This is a genomic window from Halobellus marinus (assembly GCF_032113415.1).
Lineage (GTDB): Archaea > Halobacteriota > Halobacteria > Halobacteriales > Haloferacaceae > Haloquadratum > Haloquadratum marinus.
The window spans coordinates 2,466,395-2,487,982 of sequence record NZ_CP134946.1 but is presented as its reverse complement, the minus strand read 5'-3'; the positions used below and the strand labels follow the sequence as shown (position 1 = coordinate 2,487,982).

General features: G+C 65.2%; 21 protein-coding genes. 11 read left to right on the top strand and 10 right to left on the bottom strand.

Annotated features, from left to right (window positions below):
- The first annotated feature begins 4 nt into the window (after positions 1 to 4).
- A complete protein-coding gene (locus RJT37_RS12385; protein WP_313684872.1) occupies positions 5 to 466 on the top strand; it encodes a pyridoxamine 5'-phosphate oxidase family protein in 462 nt (153 codons plus the stop codon).
- Between the two features lie 97 nt (positions 467 to 563).
- Here the strand turns inward: RJT37_RS12385 and aroA are convergent, their stop codons facing one another.
- Genes aroA through RJT37_RS12370 form a run of 3 tightly spaced genes read right to left on the bottom strand, consistent with a single transcriptional unit; the run spans position 564 to position 3,557 of the window.
- Positions 564 to 1,865: a 3-phosphoshikimate 1-carboxyvinyltransferase gene (aroA, locus tag RJT37_RS12380; RefSeq protein WP_313684870.1), complete on the bottom strand. Its 1,302-nt coding sequence runs from the start codon at positions 1,863 to 1,865 to the stop codon at positions 564 to 566.
- Positions 1,866 to 1,897: 32 nt separating this feature from the next.
- Positions 1,898 to 2,347: an acyl-CoA thioesterase gene (locus RJT37_RS12375; RefSeq protein WP_313684869.1), complete on the bottom strand. Its 450-nt coding sequence runs from the start codon at positions 2,345 to 2,347 to the stop codon at positions 1,898 to 1,900.
- A gap of 46 nt (positions 2,348 to 2,393) precedes the next feature.
- A complete protein-coding gene (locus tag RJT37_RS12370) occupies positions 2,394 to 3,557 on the bottom strand; it encodes a PGF-CTERM-anchored ABC transporter substrate-binding protein (RefSeq protein WP_313684867.1) in 1,164 nt (387 codons plus the stop codon).
- A gap of 60 nt (positions 3,558 to 3,617) precedes the next feature.
- On the opposite strand from RJT37_RS12370, the gene btuC reads away from it, so the two are divergent.
- The 3 genes from btuC (at position 3,618) to RJT37_RS12355 (ending at position 7,140) form a co-directional block, all read left to right on the top strand.
- Entirely contained in the window at positions 3,618 to 4,637 is a 1,020-nt protein-coding gene (gene btuC / locus RJT37_RS12365) for a vitamin B12 ABC transporter permease BtuC (protein WP_313684865.1), read from the top strand.
- Positions 4,634 to 5,986, top strand: a complete 1,353-nt coding sequence (locus RJT37_RS12360) for a heme ABC transporter ATP-binding protein (RefSeq protein WP_390209025.1) — start codon at positions 4,634 to 4,636, stop codon at positions 5,984 to 5,986. The genes btuC and RJT37_RS12360 overlap by 4 nt, the downstream gene beginning before the upstream one ends.
- A gap of 131 nt (positions 5,987 to 6,117) precedes the next feature.
- A complete protein-coding gene (locus RJT37_RS12355) occupies positions 6,118 to 7,140 on the top strand; it encodes a transcription initiation factor IIB (RefSeq protein WP_313684863.1) in 1,023 nt (340 codons plus the stop codon).
- A 27-nt stretch (positions 7,141 to 7,167) separates the two neighbouring features.
- Here the strand turns inward: RJT37_RS12355 and RJT37_RS12350 are convergent, their stop codons facing one another.
- Complete coding sequence (locus RJT37_RS12350) at positions 7,168 to 7,698, bottom strand: halocyanin domain-containing protein (RefSeq protein WP_313684861.1); 531 nt, start codon at positions 7,696 to 7,698, stop codon at positions 7,168 to 7,170.
- 100 nt (positions 7,699 to 7,798) lie between these two features.
- Between RJT37_RS12350 and RJT37_RS12345 the strand changes: the two genes are divergently transcribed.
- From RJT37_RS12345 to RJT37_RS12330, 4 genes are all read left to right on the top strand, one after another.
- Positions 7,799 to 8,077, top strand: a complete 279-nt coding sequence (locus RJT37_RS12345) for an Htur_1727 family rSAM-partnered candidate RiPP (RefSeq protein ID WP_313684859.1) — start codon at positions 7,799 to 7,801, stop codon at positions 8,075 to 8,077.
- Positions 8,074 to 9,288 carry a TIGR04347 family pseudo-SAM/SPASM protein gene (locus tag RJT37_RS12340; protein ID WP_313684857.1) on the top strand — a complete coding sequence of 405 codons (1,215 nt, stop codon included), beginning with the start codon at positions 8,074 to 8,076 and terminating at the stop codon, positions 9,286 to 9,288. Before RJT37_RS12345 ends, RJT37_RS12340 begins: the two co-directional genes overlap by 4 nt.
- A 247-nt stretch (positions 9,289 to 9,535) precedes the next feature.
- Positions 9,536 to 10,648 (top strand): NAD(P)-dependent alcohol dehydrogenase, encoded by a 1,113-nt coding sequence (locus RJT37_RS12335; protein WP_313684855.1) that lies wholly within the window; start codon positions 9,536 to 9,538, stop codon positions 10,646 to 10,648.
- Between the two features lie 180 nt (positions 10,649 to 10,828).
- Positions 10,829 to 12,748, top strand: a complete 1,920-nt coding sequence (locus tag RJT37_RS12330; RefSeq protein ID WP_313684853.1) for a beta-CASP ribonuclease aCPSF1 — start codon at positions 10,829 to 10,831, stop codon at positions 12,746 to 12,748.
- Positions 12,749 to 12,838: 90 nt separating this feature from the next.
- On the opposite strand, the gene RJT37_RS12325 is transcribed toward RJT37_RS12330, so the two are convergent.
- The 3 genes from RJT37_RS12325 to RJT37_RS12315 form a co-directional block, all read right to left on the bottom strand.
- A complete protein-coding gene (locus RJT37_RS12325) occupies positions 12,839 to 13,240 on the bottom strand; it encodes a helix-turn-helix domain-containing protein (protein WP_313684852.1) in 402 nt (133 codons plus the stop codon).
- Between the two features lie 121 nt (positions 13,241 to 13,361).
- Entirely contained in the window at positions 13,362 to 14,396 is a 1,035-nt protein-coding gene (locus RJT37_RS12320; protein WP_313684850.1) for a sulfite exporter TauE/SafE family protein, read from the bottom strand.
- On the bottom strand, positions 14,397 to 14,561 hold the full coding sequence (locus tag RJT37_RS12315; protein ID WP_313684848.1) for a DUF7512 family protein: 165 nt from the start codon (positions 14,559 to 14,561) through the stop codon (positions 14,397 to 14,399).
- Between the two features lie 495 nt (positions 14,562 to 15,056).
- Here RJT37_RS12315 and eif1A point away from each other — a divergent pair, with 495 nt between their 5' ends.
- Positions 15,057 to 15,341 carry a translation initiation factor eIF-1A gene (gene eif1A / locus RJT37_RS12310; protein ID WP_311173985.1) on the top strand — a complete coding sequence of 95 codons (285 nt, stop codon included), beginning with the start codon at positions 15,057 to 15,059 and terminating at the stop codon, positions 15,339 to 15,341.
- 61 nt (positions 15,342 to 15,402) lie between these two features.
- Here eif1A and RJT37_RS12305 read toward each other — a convergent pair whose 3' ends face one another.
- Together RJT37_RS12305 and RJT37_RS12300 are read right to left on the bottom strand one after the other, a co-directional pair.
- Positions 15,403 to 15,768, bottom strand: coding sequence for a DUF7475 family protein (locus RJT37_RS12305; protein ID WP_313684844.1), 366 nt, complete (start codon positions 15,766 to 15,768; stop codon positions 15,403 to 15,405).
- Between the two features lie 26 nt (positions 15,769 to 15,794).
- A complete protein-coding gene (locus tag RJT37_RS12300; RefSeq protein WP_313684842.1) occupies positions 15,795 to 16,931 on the bottom strand; it encodes a glycosyltransferase in 1,137 nt (378 codons plus the stop codon).
- A 102-nt stretch (positions 16,932 to 17,033) separates the two neighbouring features.
- Here RJT37_RS12300 and RJT37_RS12295 point away from each other — a divergent pair, with 102 nt between their 5' ends.
- Positions 17,034 to 19,052: an aldo/keto reductase gene (locus tag RJT37_RS12295; RefSeq protein ID WP_313684840.1), complete on the top strand. Its 2,019-nt coding sequence runs from the start codon at positions 17,034 to 17,036 to the stop codon at positions 19,050 to 19,052.
- Positions 19,049 to 19,882, top strand: coding sequence for a CDP-alcohol phosphatidyltransferase family protein (locus RJT37_RS12290; protein WP_313684838.1), 834 nt, complete (start codon positions 19,049 to 19,051; stop codon positions 19,880 to 19,882). Before RJT37_RS12295 ends, RJT37_RS12290 begins: the two co-directional genes overlap by 4 nt.
- Before the next feature lie 295 nt (positions 19,883 to 20,177).
- Here the strand turns inward: RJT37_RS12290 and RJT37_RS12285 are convergent, their stop codons facing one another.
- Entirely contained in the window at positions 20,178 to 21,500 is a 1,323-nt protein-coding gene (locus tag RJT37_RS12285) for a class II aldolase/adducin family protein (protein ID WP_313684836.1), read from the bottom strand.
- Positions 21,501 to 21,588: the final 88 nt, after the last annotated feature.

Sequence of the window (21,588 nt, the reverse complement as noted above, 5' to 3'; positions counted from 1 at the left end):
CCGTATGGACCACATCGACTACGCATACACGTTCGGGATGGACGACTCGGCGATCGACGAGCGACTACGCACGACGGAAACGGGCGTTCTCTCGCTCGCCGACGGTGACGACAGCTACGCGGTTCCCCTGGCGCACTACTACGACGGCGAGCGGCTCTACTTCCGCCTCGGCGTGACCGAGGGGAGCACGAAAGACGAATTCCTCTCGGCAACCGGGACGGTGACGTACGTCCTCCACGGAACGACGCCGACGGATGACCCGCGCGGCATCGACTCCTGGAGCGTCCTCGTCACCGGGCAACTGACCGAACTCCCGGAATCGGAACACGAACGCTTCGACACCGCTGAAATAAACCGCGCGTTCTCGCCGATCCGCGTCTTCGACGAGGACGTCGAGGAGATGGAGGTCCGCATCGTCGAACTGGAAATCGACTCGGTCACCGGGCGGCGGACCGGCGAGGCGTAGGCCGACAGGGACCTCTGGCGGCAGACCACCGGACCCCGTCGGCGAGAATTTCGGCCTGCAGACTACCGAGACGTAGCCGACCGGAACGTCAGCCGAACTACTCGGTCCGCTCGACGTCGGCGCCGAGCGACGCCATCGTCTCGAAGAAGTCCGGGAACGAGACGTCGACGTGCTCGCCGCCCTCGATGACGGTCTCGCCCTCGGCCGCGAGGCCGGCGACCGCGAGCGACATCACGATCCGGTGGTCCGCGCGGCCGTCGACGCGCGCCCCGACGAGGTCGCTCTCGCCGCCGTGGACCGTCAGCCGATCCTGTTCTTCGGTCACTGACGCACCCAACGTTTCGAGTTCTTCGGCCATCGCGCTCACCCGATCGGTCTCCTTGTACCGGACGTGTTCGCAGTTCTCGATGACGGTGTCGCCGCCGGCAACTGCACCGAGCGCAGCGATCGTCGGCAGGAGATCGGGCGTATCACTGACGTCGACGGTCGTCCCCGACAGCGGCGCTCGCTGGATCGTGATCTCGCCGATCCCCCGATTCCACGCGATCGACGCACCCATCGATTCGAGGATCTCGAGGATGGCGCTGTCGCCCTGTGCGCTCGGCCGCGCGCCCTCGACGACGACGGCCTCACCCTCCGCGGCGGCGACGGCCCCCGCCGCAAGCAGATACGACATCGACGAGAAGTCGCCCGGGACGGCGTACTCGCCGCCCGGCGGGTCGTAGGACTGGCCGCCAGGCACGGCGAACCCTGCCGCTGTCCGTTCGGCGTCGACGCCGAAGTCGGAGAGTACCTCAAGTGTGATGTCGACGTACGGCGCCGACTTCAGTTCGGTCTCCAGTTCGATCTCGATGCCTTCGGCCGTCACAGCGCCGGCCATCAACAGCGCGGTGATGTACTGCGAGGAGACGTCACCGGGGATCGACACCTCGCCGCCGCCGGTTTCGCCACCGACGACGAGCGGCGCCTGCCCGTTGCCACGCGTCGACTCCGCGCGGCCGCCCAACTGTTCGATCGCGTCCAGCAGCGGGCCCTGCGGGCGCGACCGGAGTGATTCGTCGCCGGTGAAGACACAGAGACCGTCCGCCAGCGCTCCGCAGGCGGTGACCAGCCGGGTCGTCGTCCCGGAGTTCCCACAGTCGACCACGTCGTCCGGAACCTCGGGTCGGCCCGCGAACCCCGAGACGACGAGGCGGTCGTTGTCCTCGTCGCGCTCGACGGTCCCGCCGAAGGCCTCGACGGCCCGCATCGTCGCGCGCGTGTCGGCGCTGACGAGCGGGTCCGTGACGGTCGCTTCCTCGCCGTACCCGGCAGCAAGGATGGCCCGGTGCGTGTAACTCTTCGAGGACGGTGCACGGACCCGTCCGGCGACGCGCGACTGCGAGATAGTGACGTCCATACTGGTCGTTCGCTCCGGAGAGGGTATGATCCTTACCCTCGCTGTCCGGATTCGCCGGCCAGCGCCGCCTCCCGCAACTGCTTACACCGGTCGCTCTCGACGGTGAGTTCAGGCACCGGCGTCGGGGAGCCGTCCTCGTCGATCGCGACGAAGACGAAGTAGGAATCGGTGGTCTGCTCGCGCTCACCCGTCTGTGGGATCTCACGGAACGCCTGTAGCCGAACCCGGAGGCTCGTCCCGCCCGTCGCGTAGACGTAACCCCTCACGACGCAGGTGTCGCCCTGCGGGATCGGGCGCTTGAAATCCAGATTGTTGACGTACGCCGTCACGCACGTCTCGCCCGCGTGCCGCATCGCCGAGAGCGCGCCGACCTCGTCCATCCAGCGCATCACGTTGCCACCGTGGGCGCTCCCGTAGTTGTTGGTGTCGTTCGGCTGGATCCGCTCTCTGTTCTCGATGTGAGTTTCGCTGACAGTCGCCATACTGTCCCGTGTGGACCGACACACAAAAACGGGGCCTCGCGCGTCGCTACCGACGGCCCGAGAGCAGCGCCGCGGCCGCAAGCGCGATGACCGCCACGACGATGCCGAATCCGGGCGTTCCCGTCGACGTCGGCGTCGGCGACGTCTCGGGCGTCACCGTCTCGGGCGGCGTGCCGTCGTCGCTGGCTGTCGTCGTTGGCTCCCCGGACTCGAGCGAGCGGTACTCCTCGTAGGCCTCGGGGTGGACGCGCCGCATAATCACCTCGGCGGCCTGAACCGACCGGGGTGCGGGCTGTTGGAGGTAGTTCGTGTCCACGCGGACGATGTTCCCTTCTTGAACCGCAGTGGTGCTGTTGTACGCCGCGTTCTCCGGGACCGGACTCTCCTCGGGCACGACGATCCACTCCGGGCTCATATTGACGACCGTCTCGTCGTTGATCACCTGGAAGCCCGAGATTCCGGCCTCTGCGGCACCGTTCCGCAGGCCGGCGGTCTCCATCAGGTCGCCGATGAACGTGTCACCGCCCGACGTGTAGCCGAAGAAGACGTTGAGGCCGACCGGTCGCTCGGTCCCGTCGAGCGCCTGCTCCATGTGCTCGACCGACTGGCGAATCTCCGCTGCGCGCGCGGTGCCCGCCTCGCAGTTGCCACTGAGGCGGCCGATCCGTTCAGTCTTGTCGGCGACGAACGCAAGCGAGGTGGGCTGGCCGAACACGTACACGGGAATCCCCTGCGTGCGCAGTTGCTCGACTCGGTCTGCGGCCGCACCGTGAGAGCTGTTCGGCACCAGAATCAGGTCAGGGTTCGTTTCGAGTACCTTCTCCACGCTCGGCCCGCCGGCGCCGGAGACGTTCACCTTCTCCTCGGCGCCGTCGAGGTAACTCGCGTACTGGGAGACGCCGACGACCTCCTCGCGTGCGCCGATCTCCCACATCGTCTGTGCGGCGCTGGGATTCAGCGTGACGATCCGGTCGGGATCGGACGTGATGTTTACCTCGGAACCCGTCGCGTCGGTGGTTTCGTAGGGGAACTCACAGGTCTCCGAGTCGTGATCTGCTGGGTGGCTAGCTCCCCCGTCAGTCACGGCACCGACGGCGCCACTTTCAGCCGCGGCCGCGGCTGTCCCATCTGTGATGGCCGCGGCCCCGACGCCAGGGACGACGGCGGCAAACACGAGCAATGTCGCGACGACGAGAACGCTCCGATGCATACCCCTCCGTGGACGCTATTGCAACAAGTACTTGGCTAATCCAACTCAGTTTGTGTAGTAGTGAGTCTCCGAACGCGGACCGTCGCCTGGGCAGGCGCCCTCACAGGTGCGCTCGCAGCCGTCGTCGTCGTCAGCGCCGGCATCGGCCCCGTGTCGATCCCGCCGGCGACTGTGGCGAAGGTGCTGCTCTCGGCGGAGCCGTCGCCGCTTTCCTTCCCGGTCGAACGGACGAGTCGCATCATCGTTCTCGACGTCCGACTGCCCCGGATCGCCCTCGCCGCCTTCGTCGGCTTCGCGCTCGCGACGGCCGGCGTCGTGATGCAGGGGTTCTTCCGGAACCCGATGGCAGATCCCTCCATCATCGGCGTCTCCTCGGGCGCGGCCGTCGGTGCCGTGGCGACCGTCGTGCTTCCGTTTGCGTTCCCGTTCGGTCTCGAACTCCAGGGCGCCGCCTTCGTCTCGGCGATCATCACGGCGTTTGCGGTCTATCTCATCGCCACCCAGAACGGGCGAACGCCCACGGCGACGCTGCTTCTGGCCGGCGTCGCGGTCCAGACGCTCCTCGGCGCGATCATCTCGCTTCTGCTCCTCTACAGCGGGCAGAGCCTCCGGCGTGTGGTCTACTGGCTGATGGGTCACCTCGGCGGGACGACGTGGGCCGAAGTGCGGGTCATCGCCATCGTGCTCCCGCCGCTTTTCCTCATTTTGCTCCTCTACGCGCGGGATCTGAACGTGCTCCTGCTCGGGGAGGAGGACGCTCACACCCTCGGTATCGAGGTCGAGCGGACGAAACGGCTGCTGCTCGCGGCGTCGAGCGTCGTCACCGCCGCTGCAGTCGCCGTCACCGGCGTCATCGGCTTTGTCGGCCTGATCGTCCCGCACGCGATGCGGCTGCTCGTCGGCCCGGACCACCGGATCCTGCTTCCGACCAGCGCGCTCGCCGGCGCGTCCTTTCTCGTGGCGACGGACACCCTCGCTCGTTCGGGGTCGACGGAGATTCCGGTGGGTATCGTCACCGCCGCGCTCGGTGCACCCTTCTTCCTGTATCTGCTCCGCTCACAGGAGGTGACGGGGCTGTGAGCGGCGATACGGAGTCGGGTAGTCCTCTCCGAACGAGCCCCGATCCGCTCGTCGAGATTGCGGACCTCCGCGTCGGCTTCGGCGACGCGACCGTGCTCGCAGGGATCGACGCGACCGTCGACTCCGGGACCTTCCTCGGGCTCATCGGCCCCAACGGCGCGGGGAAGACCACGCTGCTCCGGACGCTCAACGGCACGCTCAGTCCGGACACCGGCGGCGTGTCTATCGACGGTCGGGACGTCCACACCCTCTCTTCGAAAGCGGCGAGCCGGCTCGTGGCCACCGTCCCGCAGGATACGACCGTCACGTTCGAGTTCGACGCCCGCTCCGTGGTCGAGATGGGCCGTAACCCACACCGTTCGCGATTCGGCACCTGGCGGGAGGCCGACAATGACGCGGTCGACCGTGCTCTCGATCGGACCGACACGCGCCAATTTGCCGACCGACCGATCACGACGCTCTCCGGCGGCGAACGGCAGCGCGTCCTCCTGGCACGCTCGCTGGCGCAGGAGACGCCGCTTTTGCTCCTGGACGAACCGACCGCGAGCCTCGACATCAACCACCAGATCCGGACGCTCGAACTCGTCCGGAAGCTGGTGGCGACGGGGAAGACGGTCATCGCGGCGATCCACGACCTCAACCTCGCGGCACACTACTGCGACGAACTGCTGCTCCTCGCGGACGGTGACGTAGCCGCCCACGGCCCGCCAGCGTCGGTACTCACCGAATCGGCCCTCGAGGACGCTTTCGACGCCAATGCTGTGGTGTCCCGCCATCCGGTCACCGGCTCGGTGTACGTCACGGCGCTGCCGGACGGGCGCGCCGCCGATTCCGAGCGAGCAGCGGGACGCGTCCACGTCGTCGGCGGTGGTGGGACCGCCGCACGGCACCTGTACGTGCTCGATGCGGCCGGATTCGACGTCTCCGTGGGTGCGCTCAACGAGGGCGATACCGACACCGAGGCCGCCCGGAGTCTCGGCCTCGACGTCGTGACCGTCGATCCCTTCGCCGGAGTCGATCCGGCGGCACGGGAAGCGGTCGAACGGCGGATCGACGACGCCGACTGCGTCGTCGTCGCGGATGTCGAGGTCGGCACCGGAAACCTCCCGAACCTCCGGGCCGCTGCGAGCGCCGACGAAATCCTGCTGATCGAGGAGCGGCCCTTTTCGGACCGGAACTACGTCGGACCCGAGGCAGAGGCGGTCTACGACCGGCTTCGTGAGCGCGGACGCGTCGTCGATCCGGCGAACCTTCGACGCGCCGTCGTCGAGACTGTGGGCGGTACCCACCGGGAGTTCGGAAGTGCTCCGGCGCGCCGCGAAGGTCTCCCGACTGACCGCTCACGATGACGCTCGCACCGTCCAGCGACCGGAGCGGCATTGTGTTCGCACACGGCCGACAGATTTTTTAGGCTCGCCTACAACGGTGTATATGTGAGCGAGGCGGTGGTTCGGTTCTCGCCGTCCTCCCGTAAGACAAAATGAGTGATGCCCTTCACGCGCGCACGCGCGACAGCACGGAGCGAGAGTGGCGTGACCACGATGCGGAATCGACGGATACGGCACGCGAAGAGACAGTAGAGGAAACGGAATCGGCGTCTGAGTCGGAGTCTGTCGAGTGCCCGGAGTGTGGATCCTCGGACCTCGTGACCGACGACGAGCGCGGCGAGACCGTCTGTGCGGACTGTGGGCTCGTCATCGACGAAGACTCGATCGATCGCGGTCCCGAGTGGCGCGCCTTCGACAGCGCCGAGCGCGACGAAAAGTCACGCGTGGGTGCGCCGACGACGAACCTGATGCACGACAAGGGGCTGTCGACGAACATCGGCTGGCAGAACAAAGACGCCTACGGCAACTCCCTGTCGTCGACCCAGCGGCAGAAGATGCAGCGGCTGCGGACCTGGAACGAGCGGTTCCGCACCCGGGACTCGAAAGAACGCAACCTCAAGCAGGCCCTCGGCGAGATCGACCGGATGGCGTCGGCGCTCGGCCTCCCCGAGAACGTCCGGGAAACCGCCTCGGTCATCTACCGCCGCGCGCTCGACGAGGATCTGCTCCCGGGCCGGTCGATCGAGGGGATCGCCACGGCATCGCTGCACGCCGCCGCGCGGATGGCGCAGGTGCCGCGCAGCATCGACGAGGTCGCCCGAGTCTCCCGCGTCGAGGAGTCGGAGTTCGAGCGGGCCTACCGCTATCTGGTCCGTGAACTCTCCCTGGAGATCCAGCCGGCCGACCCCGCCGAGTACGTCCCCCGGTTTGCGTCGGATCTGGAGCTGCCGAAGGAAACCGAGCGGACGGCCCGCGAACTGCTCGAAAACGCGAAGCGGGAGAACGTCCACTCGGGCAAGTCGCCGGTCGGGCTCGCCGCCGCCGCGCTGTACGCCGCCGCGCAGTTGACGAACGAGCAACTGACCCAGGCGGACGTCAGCGACGTGACTGACATCTCGGAAGTCACGATCCGCAACCGGTATCAGGAACTGCTCGAAGCCTGGGACCTGCAGTAACGGTCCCGGTTCGGCCGACGGTCGCAGCTATTCTTCGGCGACGACGACGCCCTTCATTCCGAGCGTCTCGTGGGGCGTACAGTAGTATTTCGCCGTGCCCGCTTCCTCGAAGGTGTGAGTGAAAGTAAAGCCCTCCTCGTCGGTCTGTTCGGACTCGAAGGAGCCGTCCTCTGCGATGACGTTGTGGAGCGAGCCCTGCCCGGTCCACTCCCAGACCACGGTCGTCCCGGTCGAGACGCGGACGGCCGCGGGCCCGAAGCCGAAGTAGCCGCCGTTGGCCTCCGTCCCGACCTTGACGGTAACCTCCGAACTCCCGGTCTCATCGACCACGCCGTCGTAGTTGGACGTCTCTTCGAGGTAGCCGTCGAACGAGGGTGTGGATCCGCCGTCGGAATCGGTACCGGAACCGCCGTCGCTGCCCCCGTCGCTATCCCCCGATCCGCTGTCCCCGGATCCGCTGTCGCCGCCCGATCCACCGGAACAACCGGCGAGGCCGGCGACGGTGATCGCAGCGGCGGTACCGAGAAACCGTCTCCGCGTCGTATCTCTCTTTGACATCGGTATCGCAAGGGAGGTTCCTTTTAAGGATACCACTTCCGTTCCCAGTCTCCGAAAACGGCCGGAAGTCGTTCGGATATCAACCTATATACACCGGATGATGAGTAACACCAGACGGATGCGCGTGAGTGAACCGCGGGGCGACACCACCCCGGAGTGGGAGGTGTTTCTCCGCAGCGACGGGGAGGAACCGCTGCGGCACGTCGGGAGCGTCTCCGCGCCGACCGAGGAGGTCGCCCACGAGCAGGCGTCCTCGCTGTTCGAGTGGACGGCGGAGACGCTGTGGCTCTGTCGGGCCGACGACGTGGCGCGCTTTACCGACCGCAGCCTGGAAGCGGCGGCCCCAGCGGGAGACGTCCCGGAGGGTGATGAATCGTGATCTCGATCAGCAAACTCCTGTGTGATCTGGACGCCGAGGGCGACGGCCTCCGGTACGACGACGGCCGCGACTCCGACCGCGAACAGATCACCGAAGAGCGGACGACCAAACCGGTAGTCGTCTGGAACCTCACGCGGCAGTGTAACCTCTACTGTCAGCACTGTTACGCCGGCGCCGACCTGGATGCGGCACCGGGCGAACTGTCGACGGCCGAGGGGAAGGCGATGCTCGCGGAGCTCGCCGACTACGGCGTCCCGGTCGTGCTCTTCTCCGGCGGCGAGCCGATGGTTCGGGACGACCTCGAAGAGCTGGTCGCCTACGCGGACGATGTCGGTATCCGGCCGGTGCTCTCGACGAACGGGACGCTTGCGACGCCCGAACGGGCCGCTGCGCTCCGTGAGGCCGGCCTGAAGTACGCGGGCGTCTCGGTAGACGGGATGCCCGAGCGCAACGACGCCTTCCGGGGGGAAGAGGGCGCCTTCGACGCAGCCGTCCGGGGGATCGAGAACTTCCTCGACGCCGGACTGAAGACGGGGCTCCGATACACGATCACCGAGAAGAACGCCGCGGACATGGAGTCGGTCGTCGAACTGCTCTCGGAGGTCGGTCTCGATCGCTTCTGTTTCTACCACCTCGATTACGGCGGCCGCGGCGGCGAGATCGCCGACGCCGACCTCTCACCGCAGGAACGCCGCGAGGCGGTCGAACGGTTGTGTGAGATGACCCTGGAGTACCACGACGAGGGCGAGGAGATCGAGACGCTGCTCGTCGGCAACTACGCCGACGCCGCGTTCCTCGTCGAGTACGCCCGGGAGCAGTTCAGCGACGAGAAAGCCGCCGCAGTCCGGCGGTATCTGGAGGTCAACGGCGGCGATCCGACCGGCGAGCGCGTCGCCGACGTCGACTACCAGGGAAACGTCCACCTCACGCAGTTCTGGCAGGGCTACAGCCTGGGGAACGTCCGGGACCGGCCGTTCGGCGCGATCTGGGAGGACGAGTCGAACCCGCTCCTCCACGCGCTGCGGAACCGCGAGGACCACCTCACCGGCAAGTGCGCGGAGTGCCAGTATCAAGACATTTGTCGCGGCGGGTCCCGGCTCCGCGCGCTGGCCGGCGACGGCGACGTGTTCGGTCCCGACCCGCAGTGTTACCTGACAAAGGGCGAGCGACTCGGGCCGGCAGCGGACGTCGGCGGCACGGCCGCGGACTGATACCGAGTACTCCCATCTGGTACCGCCGAGCGCCACCCCTGTCGACGACGCTTGACGGGAAGAGACGAGAGTAGTCATTTGCGACGCTTCGAAGACGTGCCGCCGGAACTCGCGGCTTCTTTGACCCAGGGGGACGCAGCGGCCTCTCGCGTTTTCGAATATTCCGAGGGAGACGTCGCCAGGAACGTCAGCCGTCTGATACTGGGGCCGATACACTTTAGCACGCGTCTCTGGTACACTATGTGGCATGCAAATACAAGCCGCAGTCGTCGAGGAGGAGGGTGGTCCGTTCACGATCGAAGACGTGGAACTGGAGGATCCACAGGGCGCGGAGGTGCTGGTTCGGGTCGTCGGGGCCGGCGTCTGCCACACCGATATGATCGTCCGCGATCAACTGTATCCGACACCGCTCCCGGCGGTACTCGGCCACGAGGGATCGGGCGTCGTCGAGGCGGTCGGCGACGACGTGACCGGCGTCGAACCGGGCGATCGGGTCGTCTTGAGTTTCGACTACGACGACGACTGCTCCAGCTGCCGCGCGGGACATCCCGCGTTCTGTGAGGACTTTTTCGAGCACAACTTCGGCGGGCGACGCCCGGAGGACGGGACGTCGCCGCTCTCGCGCGACGGTGAAACGCTGAGCGGCCGGTTCTTCGGTCAGTCGTCGTTTGCAACCCACGCGATCGCCACGGAGCGAAACGTCGTGGTCGTCGACGACGACGTCCCCCTGGAACTGCTCGGGCCGCTCGGCTGTGGCATCCAGACCGGCGCCGGCGCGGTGATCAACTCGCTGAACCCGCAGGCCGGGTCGTCGATCGCGATCTTCGGCGCCGGCTCGGTCGGGCTGTCGGCGGTGCTGGCAGCGGATCTCAAAGGCTGTACCGACATCGTCTCCATCGATCTCAAGGAGAACCGGCTGGAGAAGGCCGCGGAGCTCGGTGCCACTGCGACGGTCAATCCCGAGGAAGTCGACGACGTGGTCACGGCCGTTCAGGAGGCGGTCGGCGGCGGCGTCGACTACGCCGTCGAGTCGACCGGCGTCGCAGACGTCGCCGAACAGGCCGTCGACACGCTCACACAGCGAGGGACGCTCGGGGTCGTCGGTGCCCCGGCGCTGGGGACACGAGCCAGCTACGACGTCAACGATCTCATCCTCAACGGCCGGTCGATCACTGGGATCGTCGAGGGCGACAGCAACCCCAAGGAGTTCATCCCCGACCTGATCGAACTGTACCGGCAGGGGAAATTCCCGTTCGACGAACTCGTGACCTACTACGACTTCGACGAGATCGAGGCGGCGGTCGAAGCCTCCGAGGAGGGCACCGCGATCAAACCCATCCTCCGGATGGGCGAGCCGTAGCGGCCACAGCGAAAAACGTTTATATACTCTCTGGGGTAAGAGACGATAGACGATTTCGACCGTTCGTGTGGAGGACGTTGGGGCACGGACGCCGAGACGGCGTGCGTTCGCCCGGCGTCGAGGTGCCCCATCCGGTTTCCGTACCGAGCTGTCCTTCCCCGTACGGCGTTTCAGACACGTATGAGTACTAACGACACTACCGACCCGCTCGAACGGGTCAGATCACAGCTGGAAGACGAGATCCCCGAGGACCTCGTCGTCTCGCGCGTCGCCTACGAGGGCCCGGAACTGGTCATCTACACCGAAACCCCGCGGAAGTTCGCCGAACGCGACGGCCTGATCCGCCGCCTCGCCAGCACGCTCCGGAAGCGAATCACCGTTCGGCCCGCCGCGGGTACCCAACTGGATCCGGCGGAGGCGAAGCCGAAGATTATGGAGCTCATCCCCGACGATGCCGGGATCACGAACCTCCAGTTTTATCCGGCGACCGGGGAAGTGCTGATCGAGGCCGAAAAGCCGGGGCTCGTCATCGGCCGGCGAGCGAGCACGCTGCGGGAGATCACCCAGGAGGTCGGGTGGACGCCCGACGTTCTCCGGACGCCGCCGATGGAGTCCTCGACGGTCGACAACGTCCGGAACTTCCTGATGGAGGCACGGGACGACCGCCGGGACTTTCTCGAACGCGTCGGCGGCGAGATCCACCGGGAACCGAGCGGCGAGACCGACTGGGTCCGCGTGACCACGCTCGGCTGCTGTCGTGAGGTCGGCCGGGCGAGTTTCGTCCTCAGCACCCCCGAGACGCGGATTCTCGTCGACTGCGGCGACAAACCGGGCGCAGAGGGCGAGGTCCCATACCTCCAGGTCCCGGAGGCGAACCCGATCGCCGACCTCGACGCGGTCGTCCTCACGCACGCACACCTCGATCACTCCGCCCTGCTGCCGCTTCTGTTCAAGTACGGCTTCGACGGGCCGGTGTACACGACAGAGCCGACCCGGGACCTGATGGGGTTGCTCCAGCTGGACTACCTCGACGTCGCGGCGAAGGAGGGCCGGACGCCGCCGTACGACTCGGAGATGGTTCGCGAGGAGCTGAAACACACGATCACGCTGGAATACGGCGACGTCACCGACATCGCGCCCGACATCAAACTCACGTTCCACAACGCCGGGCACATCCTCGGCAGCACGGTCTCGCACTTCCACATCGGCGACGGGTTCCACAACATCGTCTTCTCCGGCGACATCCACTACACCGATACGCGTCTGTTCAACGGCGCCTCGAACGACTTCCCGCGGGTGGAGACGCTCGTGATGGAGTCGACGTACGGCCGCCGAGACGACTACCAGACCGATCAGGAGGACTCCGAGCGGAAACTCACAGAGCTGATAAACCGGACCTACGAGCGGGGTGGGAAGGTCGTCATGCCCGCCTTCGCCGTCGGTCGGTCACAGGAACTGATGCTATTTTTGGAGGAGTCGATGCGGGAAGGTCGACTCCCCACGATGCCGGTGTATCTCGACGGGATGATCCGGGAAGCGACCGCGATCCACACCGCGTATCCGGAGTTCCTGCGGGACGGCCTCCGGGATCGGATCCTCCACGAGGACGAGAACCCGTTCCTCGCCGATCACTTCCAGCAGGTCGACGGCGGGCAGGAGATGCGGCAGGACATCGCCGACGACGAGCCCTGTGTCATCCTTTCGACGTCGGGGATGGTCACCGGCGGACCGATTATGTCGTGGCTCGAACTCCTCGGCAGCGAAGAGGAAAACCAGCTCATATTTGTCGGGTATCAGGCACAGGGTACGCTGGGCCGTCGCATCCAGAGCGGGCGCAGAGAGATCCCCTTCAGTGATCGCGGGGGACGGAGCGAACAGCTGACCCTTCGGCTCGACGTCGAGTCAGTCAGCGGCTTCTCCGGACACGCGGATCGGAGCGGACTGGAGAACTTCGTCGGGACGATGAACCCCCGCCCGGAGGAGATCCTCTGCGTGCACGGCGACGAATCCTCCACGGATCAGCTCTCGTCGGGACTTTACCAGAAGTACAATGTGCGCACGTACGCGCCGCGGAACCTGGAGACGTTCAGATTCGACTGATTAGGGCGAAGGAGGCAACTCCATCGTTTGCTCTGGCTCACGCACGAAGACACATCCGGATGCCAGAGAAGCGATCTGTGGAAAACGCGCTCAGCTCTTGACGGGGATCTCGGCGTTCTGCGGGTCGTATTTCTCCTCGAACTCCTGGATTAGCTGGCCCATCTTCGCGTACCAGTCGTTGAGCATCCGCTGCATCTCGTCGGAGATCTGCTCGGGGTTCGTCGGCGAGTACACGTGATAGTAGCCGCCCTGCTCGTAGTTCACCTGTTCCTTCTGGATGAACCCCGACTGGAGCAGCCGCTGGATCGACCGGTACGCAGTCGACCGTTCGCGATCGACAAACTCGGCGATCTCGTCGACCGTGAGCGGTTCCTCGGCGCGGACGAGCACCTGGAAACACTCCTTGTCGAGCTGTTTGAGCCCGTGGAAACACTCGAGCAACCCCTCACACTCCATATCCCGCTGTAGTTGTTCTGACATCGAATCCGGCATCTTTCTACCGACGGTTAGATGCCAGCGACCAAAAGGCTTGTGTGGGATTCGTACAATCTCGCACTACCCTCCTCGTCGAGCGCGGTCGTTTTCGGAAAAACCGCAGGTGTTCCGCGTGGCCTCACTCCGGAGTAACGGACTGCTGACCCGCTCCGCGCCGCAACTCCACGAGGCTACTGTACACGACCATTCCGCTGACCAGAAGTGCGGATCCGAGAATCAACACGAGGCTGACGGTGTCGAGCACCGGTATCTCCAGATACGAGCCGACCTCACGCACGGCGACGGCGACGGATCCACCGAGCAACATCAGGCCGAAGTAGACCTTTATTTCGCTCTCGTCGACGATGCTGGTCGCCGCCGAACCGAGGCGAGCGCCCAGCGCGCTCCCGGCCAGGAGCGGCACGACGATCGAGAGGTCGACGCCACCGTCCATCGCGTACAGGAAGCTCCCGATCCCGCCCGAGAAGACGATCTCGAAGAGGTCAGTCCCGACGGCGATCGGAACGGGCACGCCGATCAGGTAGAACAGCGCCGGCATCCGGATGAAGCCACCGCCGACGCCCAGGAATCCCGAAAGGAGCCCGGTCGCGAAGGCGACGCCGAGAATCATCCACAGCGAGACGCTGATTCCGCCGCGGAGACTGATCATCGGCGGCACGCGGTACGACTGGATCTTCTTCGCGATGTCTGGGATGTCCTCGGCGTCGACCTCGGCGTCCGCCGCCTCGTGGTCGACACCGCCCCCGTCGTCGCCCCGAATCGCTTCGTAGGTGACGAACAGTCCGATGCCGCCCAGGAGCACGACGTAGGTGACGCTGATGATGCTCCCGGCCAGACCCAGGGTTTCGAGGTAGAGCACCATCCGTTTCCCCACCTCGATCCCGAGCGTCGTTCCGGCGATCATCAGGACGCCCAGTTTGTAGTCGACCTGTCCGAGGTCGCGGTGTTTCAGCGTCGCAATGACCGACGTCCCGAAGACGAACGCGAGGCCGCTCCCCACGGCGACGCGCGAGGGATACCCCATCACCAGCAGTGCCGGTGTCACGAGGAACGACCCGCCCATCCCGAAGAATCCGAAGAGGATCCCGATGAGCAGGCCGAAGCCGACGAAGAGCGCCAGCGTCCCGGCACCGATTCCGAATAGTTCTATCATTTATTCTTTTACGATCAGCCGACGAACGGTTGGTTCCAGTGCGTTCGTGAGGGCACCGTACCCGACATAGAGGATGATCGCCTCCACGAGCACGGTCCCGACGAGCGTCACTGCTGCCCGTGCCTCCGGCCCCGAAGCACTGATGGCGGCGCCAACGTCTACCATACTTTCCCTCCGTTCGCGTTGTGTAGTTGTGTATGCATCATACTATACTGGTCAGCGCAAGGTATCCGGTAGCCACTAATAACGCTTTTGGGTCGATTGCACAATACTAAATCCAGTGGCAACCGATAAGTTACAGGAAACGCATCCATCGCTATCGGTCTCCCACCTGAGGTCGATGCGGGCGTATACACCCTTCTCAGATCCCCTCTAATGGATATGCACGCGGTCACGCGCACCCAGGATTCCCGCGAAGTGCCGGGGCGCCCCCGAGTCATTTGCAACCGTATCCGATCTCTCGGTGCCGGCCGGATCTGTCGGAGAGACGGCCCAGGATCCCGAAGCCGGCAATCTCAGATCGTGTGCTATATTCCCATAAGCTATCATTATTCTCGTCGTGTTTCACACATCGACAATGCCTATATTTTGACACTGAATACTCGACGGCTCCACCGACGCTAACCGATACTTTATCCGTCTGCCTGACGTACTACAAGCGTGACAGAAGAAACAGGGCGTCGCAACCTACGAATGCCCAACGGAGACGAGCTGTTCGCCGTGGTCACCGAGCACAACGGCGGCAATCACGTCCGTGTCCGCTGCAACGACGGCAAAAATCGGATGGGCCGGATCCCCGGCAGGATGAAGTACCGGACCTGGATCAACGAGGGCGACGTGGTCCTCGTGGAGCCGTGGGACTGGCAGGACGAGAAAGCGAACATCGAGTGGCGGTACTCGGAGCAGGACGCACAGCAACTGCGCGAAGAAGGCCACATCGAATGACCCGGCTGCTCGCGTCGACGCTCGGCTGATTCTCCATAACTGGTCGCCGTGAGGCCTCTGTTCAGGCTTCCCGACGGTAGAGGACGATCAACACCACGATCAGAACGATCTGTACGGCCTTGTCGGCGTATCCCGGCGGTGAAAAGTCCGGCGCGTTGAGGACGTACCACGCGACGATCTGTCCCGCAGTGAACGGAATGCCAAGCAGATACATCAGACGTCGCTTGTAGTCGACAAGCACGGCACCCGCCCCTGCGAAGAATCCGATGGCAGCGAGCAGAAACGCCCATCCGAGCGGTTCCGCGATGAAATTCACGCCTAATACGAGGTGGATGATCCCGCTTATCAGGGCCAACGCAACACCGAGCCAGTGGAGTCCGGTCAACGAGCCGGTTTGGATCGACAACCCTCGATCTGCTGTTGCCATACGTTTACGAAGACCACACGACAACTTCAAGCTACGGCTCGATTCACGATCCTGCGAACCGATTCGCGGAAGCGCCGACTGGCGAAGCGGTCCCGGGGGAGGGCCGGTCGGTCGTCAGCCTCGATTGCGGCGGACAGCAGGTCGACCGCCTCCTCGACAGACTCGAACAGTCGGTCCGTCCGTTCGTCGAGGACCTCACGCTGGCCGCCGCTGTCGGGTGCGAACGCGACCATCCCGGCAGCAACGTATTCGGCGACGGCCATTCCGAAGTGTTCCCGCGGCTTGAGGTTCAGTCCGTACTTGTGCGTCCGGAGAAGCGTCTCGATGCGTGATCGCGGGACATCCACCTCGACGGAGACGTAGGAGCGCTCGGTAGCAGCCGTCTCGACCCGACTGACATACTGTCGGTACGCCCGCGGCGCTCCGCCGACGATGTGGAGATGGATGTCGTGGTCGCGCGCCCGTACCCGATCGACCACACGAATCGCGTCCAGAATCCGCTTGTCGGGCGCAAGCCGTCCGACCACGACGACGCCCGGTTCCCGGTCGGCCCAGTCGCGGCCGCCCTCGATCGGATCGACGGGCGGGTGGAGAACCGCCGGTTTCACCCCGTAAAGACGGTCGACGACTCCGGCCGTCCACGCCGAATTCGCCACGAGCGTGGTGGTTGGTGAGGCGAGTGCCTCGTCTTCCGGACCGGCGACGCGACTCAGGATCCGGGCACCGACCCCGTCGCTGGCGTCCTCTGTGTCGGAGTGTGTGAGCCGATGGGTGTGAAACTGCGGGTAGTGCACATACTGAACGGAGGGGATCGGAAACGCGAGTTCGTTTGCGGTGCTCACCGCCAGGTCGAAATCACTCGCGTCCCGGGCGAAATATCGCCCGAGAAGTACACTCCGGAGAGCCAACTGTGGTCCAGCAAGCGGGGCGAAAGACGACAGTACGCCGGCGATCGCCCCGGCGAACGGCGGCATCCGAACGGTGAGCGCCTCGTGGTCGATGTCCACACCGAAGCGATCGGCGAGTGCCGCGGGATCTGTTTCTGACAGGGTGTACAGGGTGACGGTATGGTCGCGCTGCAGGGCGCTGCAGACTGTGAGGCAGACGACGTCCGCACCCCCCTGGAAGTCGAGTGTGTTGTGGACCACCGCGACGCGAGCCATACATACCGTTCGACTTCCTCCCGTGAGTCACTTTCCGTCCAGTTCTCACCGTTGCGGCACACCGCCGTCGCGCTTTTGCCCCCTCCCTTCGATATGCCCCTGATGGAGTGCGCGTTTGTCGGTGCGGGCGCGGTCGCCGAAAAATACGCTGCCGGTCTCGCCGACTCGTCGCTGGAGTTGGCCGCCGTCTGTGACCTCGATCGGGAGCGTGCCGAGGCGCTGGGAGCGGACTACGGCGCGACGGCCTACGAGAGGGTAGACTCGATGCTGTCCGCGGAGCCGGCTCCGCTCGTGGTGAACCTCACGAGTCACACCGCTCACGCGACGGTCACTGATCGCTGTCTCGCTGCCGATCGACACGTCTGGAGCGAAAAGCCGCTGGCCCTCGATGTCGAGCGCGCGTTCGAGCTCGTCGCCACCGCGGAACGGCGCGGCCTCGCACTCGGCTGTGCGCCGATCAACGATCGCTGCGACCCACAGCGACACGCCCGCTGGTTTCTCGGGGACGGACGGTTCGGGGCCGTCCGGCTCGGGTATGCGCACGCACACGTGGGGCGTGTCACCGACTGGCACGAAAGCCCCGATTCGTTTCTGGACGTGGGGCCGTTGTACGACGGCGCGGTCTACCCGTTGACGCTGCTTGTCTCCTGGTTCGGGCCCGTACGGGAGGTTCGGAACGCAGCCGCGCTCGACGTCTGGCCGGAACGCGAGGACAGAGCACCGACGCGCCCGCCACACGTCGAAGCGATGCTGGAGTTCGAGACGGGGCCGACAGTGCGATTGACAACGAGTTTCTACGTTCCGCACCGGGCCCGTGAATTCAACAGCCTGGAACTCCACGGCGACGGCGGATCGCTGTATCTCGCGGACAGTGGCGCGCTCGCGGCAGACCGAGCGACCGTCTCCGTCGGCGGAAATGGTCGGTCCTCTGTCCCTGCTCCGCATCCGGCCCCCAGGCGGGAGCGTTCGTATCTCGACGGGCCGGAACAACTCGCGACGACGATCGAGGCCGGTGGCGCGCCGACCGATAGCGCCCGAAGAGCCGCTCACGTGGTGGGCGTCTGTAACGCGATCGAAGCGGCGGCGGCGGAAGGTGAAGACGTGGAAGTGCGGAATATCGAGTTCGAGACCGGCGCGCTGCAGTCGCCACCAGTTCGACCGCCGGCGGACGCCACGAAGACAAAGGCGGCGAAGAGAGCCGGCGGCGAGCAGATGCACTCGAAACTCGAACAGGGACGGAGTGCCGCGGTCCGCCTCCCGCCCGTCGGCTTCGGCTGCTCCCGGTACCGCGACGGCGAGTACGTCGATCGCGTCGAATCGATTGCGACCGCGATCGATGCCGGCTATCGCCTGCTGGACTCGGCCGAACTGTACGGCAACGAGTTCCGGATCGGCGAGCTCCTCGACTCGCCGGGCACGCCCGACCGCGAGGGGCTCTTTCTCGTCGGCAAAGTCTGGAACACGAACCACGAACACGTCGCGGAAGCCTGTCGCGGGAGCCTCGCGGAGCTGGGGATCGACGCCTTCGATTCGTACCTTCTCCACTGGCCAGCGGCCTGGGCATACCAGGGGCCGCTCTCGAAACTGGCGTCGAAGTCGCCGGCGGAGCAGGAGGCGCTGACGTTCCCGACCGACGACGACGGCGAGCCAGCGACCGTCGACGTGCCGCTGACTGCGACGTGGCGCCGCCTGGAGCGACTCGTCGACCGAGGGCTCACGCGGACACTCGGCGTCTGTAACGTTTCGCTCGGGCAGTTGGAGACGATCCTGGATTCCGCGCGTGTGCCGCCGGCGATCGTCCAGGTCGAATCGCATCCGTATCTTCCCCGAACGGAGCTCGTGGAGACGTGCCACGAACACGGGATCCGGGTGATGGCACACTCGCCGCTCTCGGCGCCCGGATTGCTCGACGAGCCGATCCTGGCCGAAATCGCCGACGAGCACGACGTCACGCCCGCGGCAGTCGCCGTCGCGTTCCACGTCGACCGCGGTGTCGTCCCGATCCCAGCGAGCAACGATCCCGACCACGTCGTCGACAACCTCGCGGCCGCACGGCTCCGTCTCACCGACGCGGACCGCGAGCGACTGGCGACGCTCGCCGAGCCGGAGTTCGAGCGGTGACCGACCGGATGACTCCTCCCGACACTCTCCGTCGCCAGTGGGGAGTTGTCGGCGTCGTGGCGATCGCTGGGCTCCTCGCAGTCGCATCCGGTGTCCAGGTGGTCGTCAGCGGACCGGGCGTTCGGACCGTGCTGAGGTGGCTCCTCCCCACGGCGGCGGTGGCGGGATTCGGCCTGTGGTTCACCCACCACCATCTGGGGGCGAATCGTCCAGCAGATTCGGGGGAGTCGGATGGAGATATCGATGGGATCCGCCTCTACCGCTCACTCGGCGTGCCGAACCTCGTGACGCTGTTTCGCGGCTTTCTCTTCGCCGCGCTCGCGGGGTTCGGGGCTCTCTCTCCCCGACCCGCGATCGCGTGGATTCCAGCACTCCTCTACGGCGCAGGCTGTGCGCTGGACGCCGTGGACGGCTTTCTCGCACGGCGGGCCGACCGACGAACGGTTCTCGGTGCGAAACTGGATCTGGCGTTCGACACGACGGGTTTTCTCGTCGCGCCGGTCGTCGCCGTGCTCTGGGGGCAGCTACCGGTCTGGTACCTGTCGCTGTCGGCCGCGCGGTATCTCTTCAAGGCGGGCCGACAGTGGCGACGTCGACGCGGCAAGCCGGTCTACGACCTTCCCGACAGCCGCCTGCGTCGGCCTCTCGCGGGCCTCCAGATGGCGTTCATCACGTTCGCGCTGGCGCCGCTTTTCCCGCTCGCGGCGATCCGGCCGATGGCGGCCGCCGTGTTGGTGCCGTCGCTCGCGGTCTTTGTTCGGGACTACAGCGTCGTGGCCGGGTGGGTTCGCAGCGACACCGATCGGGACGGTAGTCGCGCCGAGTCCTGACGAAGACGGGCGTGGCTCGGGGCAGCCGTTGACGGCTGGTCGCTGGCGGGGTACGTCGTGGCTGTCTCTTCCCCCTTCTACCGAAAGGTAATTATAAAATAATTTTCTCGATAATGTCGTATAATATATATTTACTGACGAGTATAAATTCGAACAATAATCGGCTAAAAGTAATATAGCGTTATTTATTTCTGAGTAAGCTGTAAATAAGACTAATAGGCTCGGTATTAATCAGATATATTCCAATGACGGCCTCAAAATAATATATAATCTGTCTATCTTAATTTATTTATATTTATCCGCTCTGGCCGTAGTCGCTGAAGCGATCGAACAGATGTTCGAGTTCGGCGTCGGGGAGGTGCGTGGGTTCGCCGATGTTGCTGCCCTGATAGTGGATCCGGGCACAGTATTCGACCATCAGTGCCACCTCGAAGGCGGCTTCTGCGTCTTCGCCGACCGTGATCACCCCGTGATTCCCCAGGAGGCAGGCGTTGTTGTCCTCGCCGAGTGCGTCAACGGCCGCTTGCCCGAGTCTCTCGGTTCCCGGTTCGTAGTAGTCTGTCACCGGGACCTCCTTGCCGGCGAAGGCGATGAGATAGTGCGTCGCCGGGATGGGTTCCTGCAGGCTGGCGAAGGTGCTCGCGTACGGCGAGTGGGTGTGGACGACCGCGCCCACGTCGTCGCGTTCGCGCATAATCTGCAGGTGCATCGGCTTCTCGGAGGAGGCTCCGAGTTCGCCTGCCACCTGTTCGCCGTCGATAGAGACGAGCGGGACGTCCTCGGGGTCGATCTCTTCGTAGGGCACGCCCGAAGGGTTGATCGCGACCCGGTCGCCGTTCCGGTAGCTGATATTGCCGCCAGTTCCTTCTGTGAGTCCCTGCGCGAGCATCTCCCGGCCGAGATCGGCGACCGCCTCCCGTTCGCTCCGGAGGTCAGTTGCCGGCTCCGCGATTGCTGTCTCGGTGTCGCTACTCTGGCCGTACCCCTCGAAGATCTCGATCAGATCCTGGATGCGCTCGTCTGGGAGGAGTTCGGGGTCGCCGGCGTTCAACGCCTGGTAGTGGATCCGTGAGACGTACTCCACCATCAGGGCCACCTCGTAGGCGGCCTCGGCATCTTCACCGACGGCGATGACGCCGTGGTTCTTCAGTAGACAGGCGTTGTAATCGTCGCCGAGCGTCTCTAAGGCAGCCTCCGCGAGTTCGGCGGTGCCGTAGGTCTCGTACGGTGCAACCGGGATTTCGTCGCCGACAAAGGCGATAAGATAATGCGAGGGGAGGACGGACTGGTCCAGGCTCGCGAACGTGCTCGCGTACGGCGAGTGGGTGTGCACGACGGCACCGACGTCGTCGCGCTCGCGAATGATTCCGGAGTGCATCCGGAATTCGCTGGATGGATCTGTATCGCCGGCGATCCGTTCGCCCTCGAGGTCGATTACCGGGACGTCCTCGGGATCGATCTCGTCGTACGGGATGCCGGAGGGGCTGATCGCGATCTGATCGCCCTCGCGCACGCTGATGTTGCCGCCGGTTCCTTTCGTGAGCCCCTGCCGGAGCATCTTCCGGCCGAGTTCGCTTACTGTCCGTCGCTTCTCGTCGAGTACTGGATTCTGTGACATCGTGGTTTGGTTTCGTGGATCGGTAGTGGGTTTGGATGGGCGATTCCCGGTATCGGGCGCCCGTTCGCTGATATTTTGGAATGGCCGC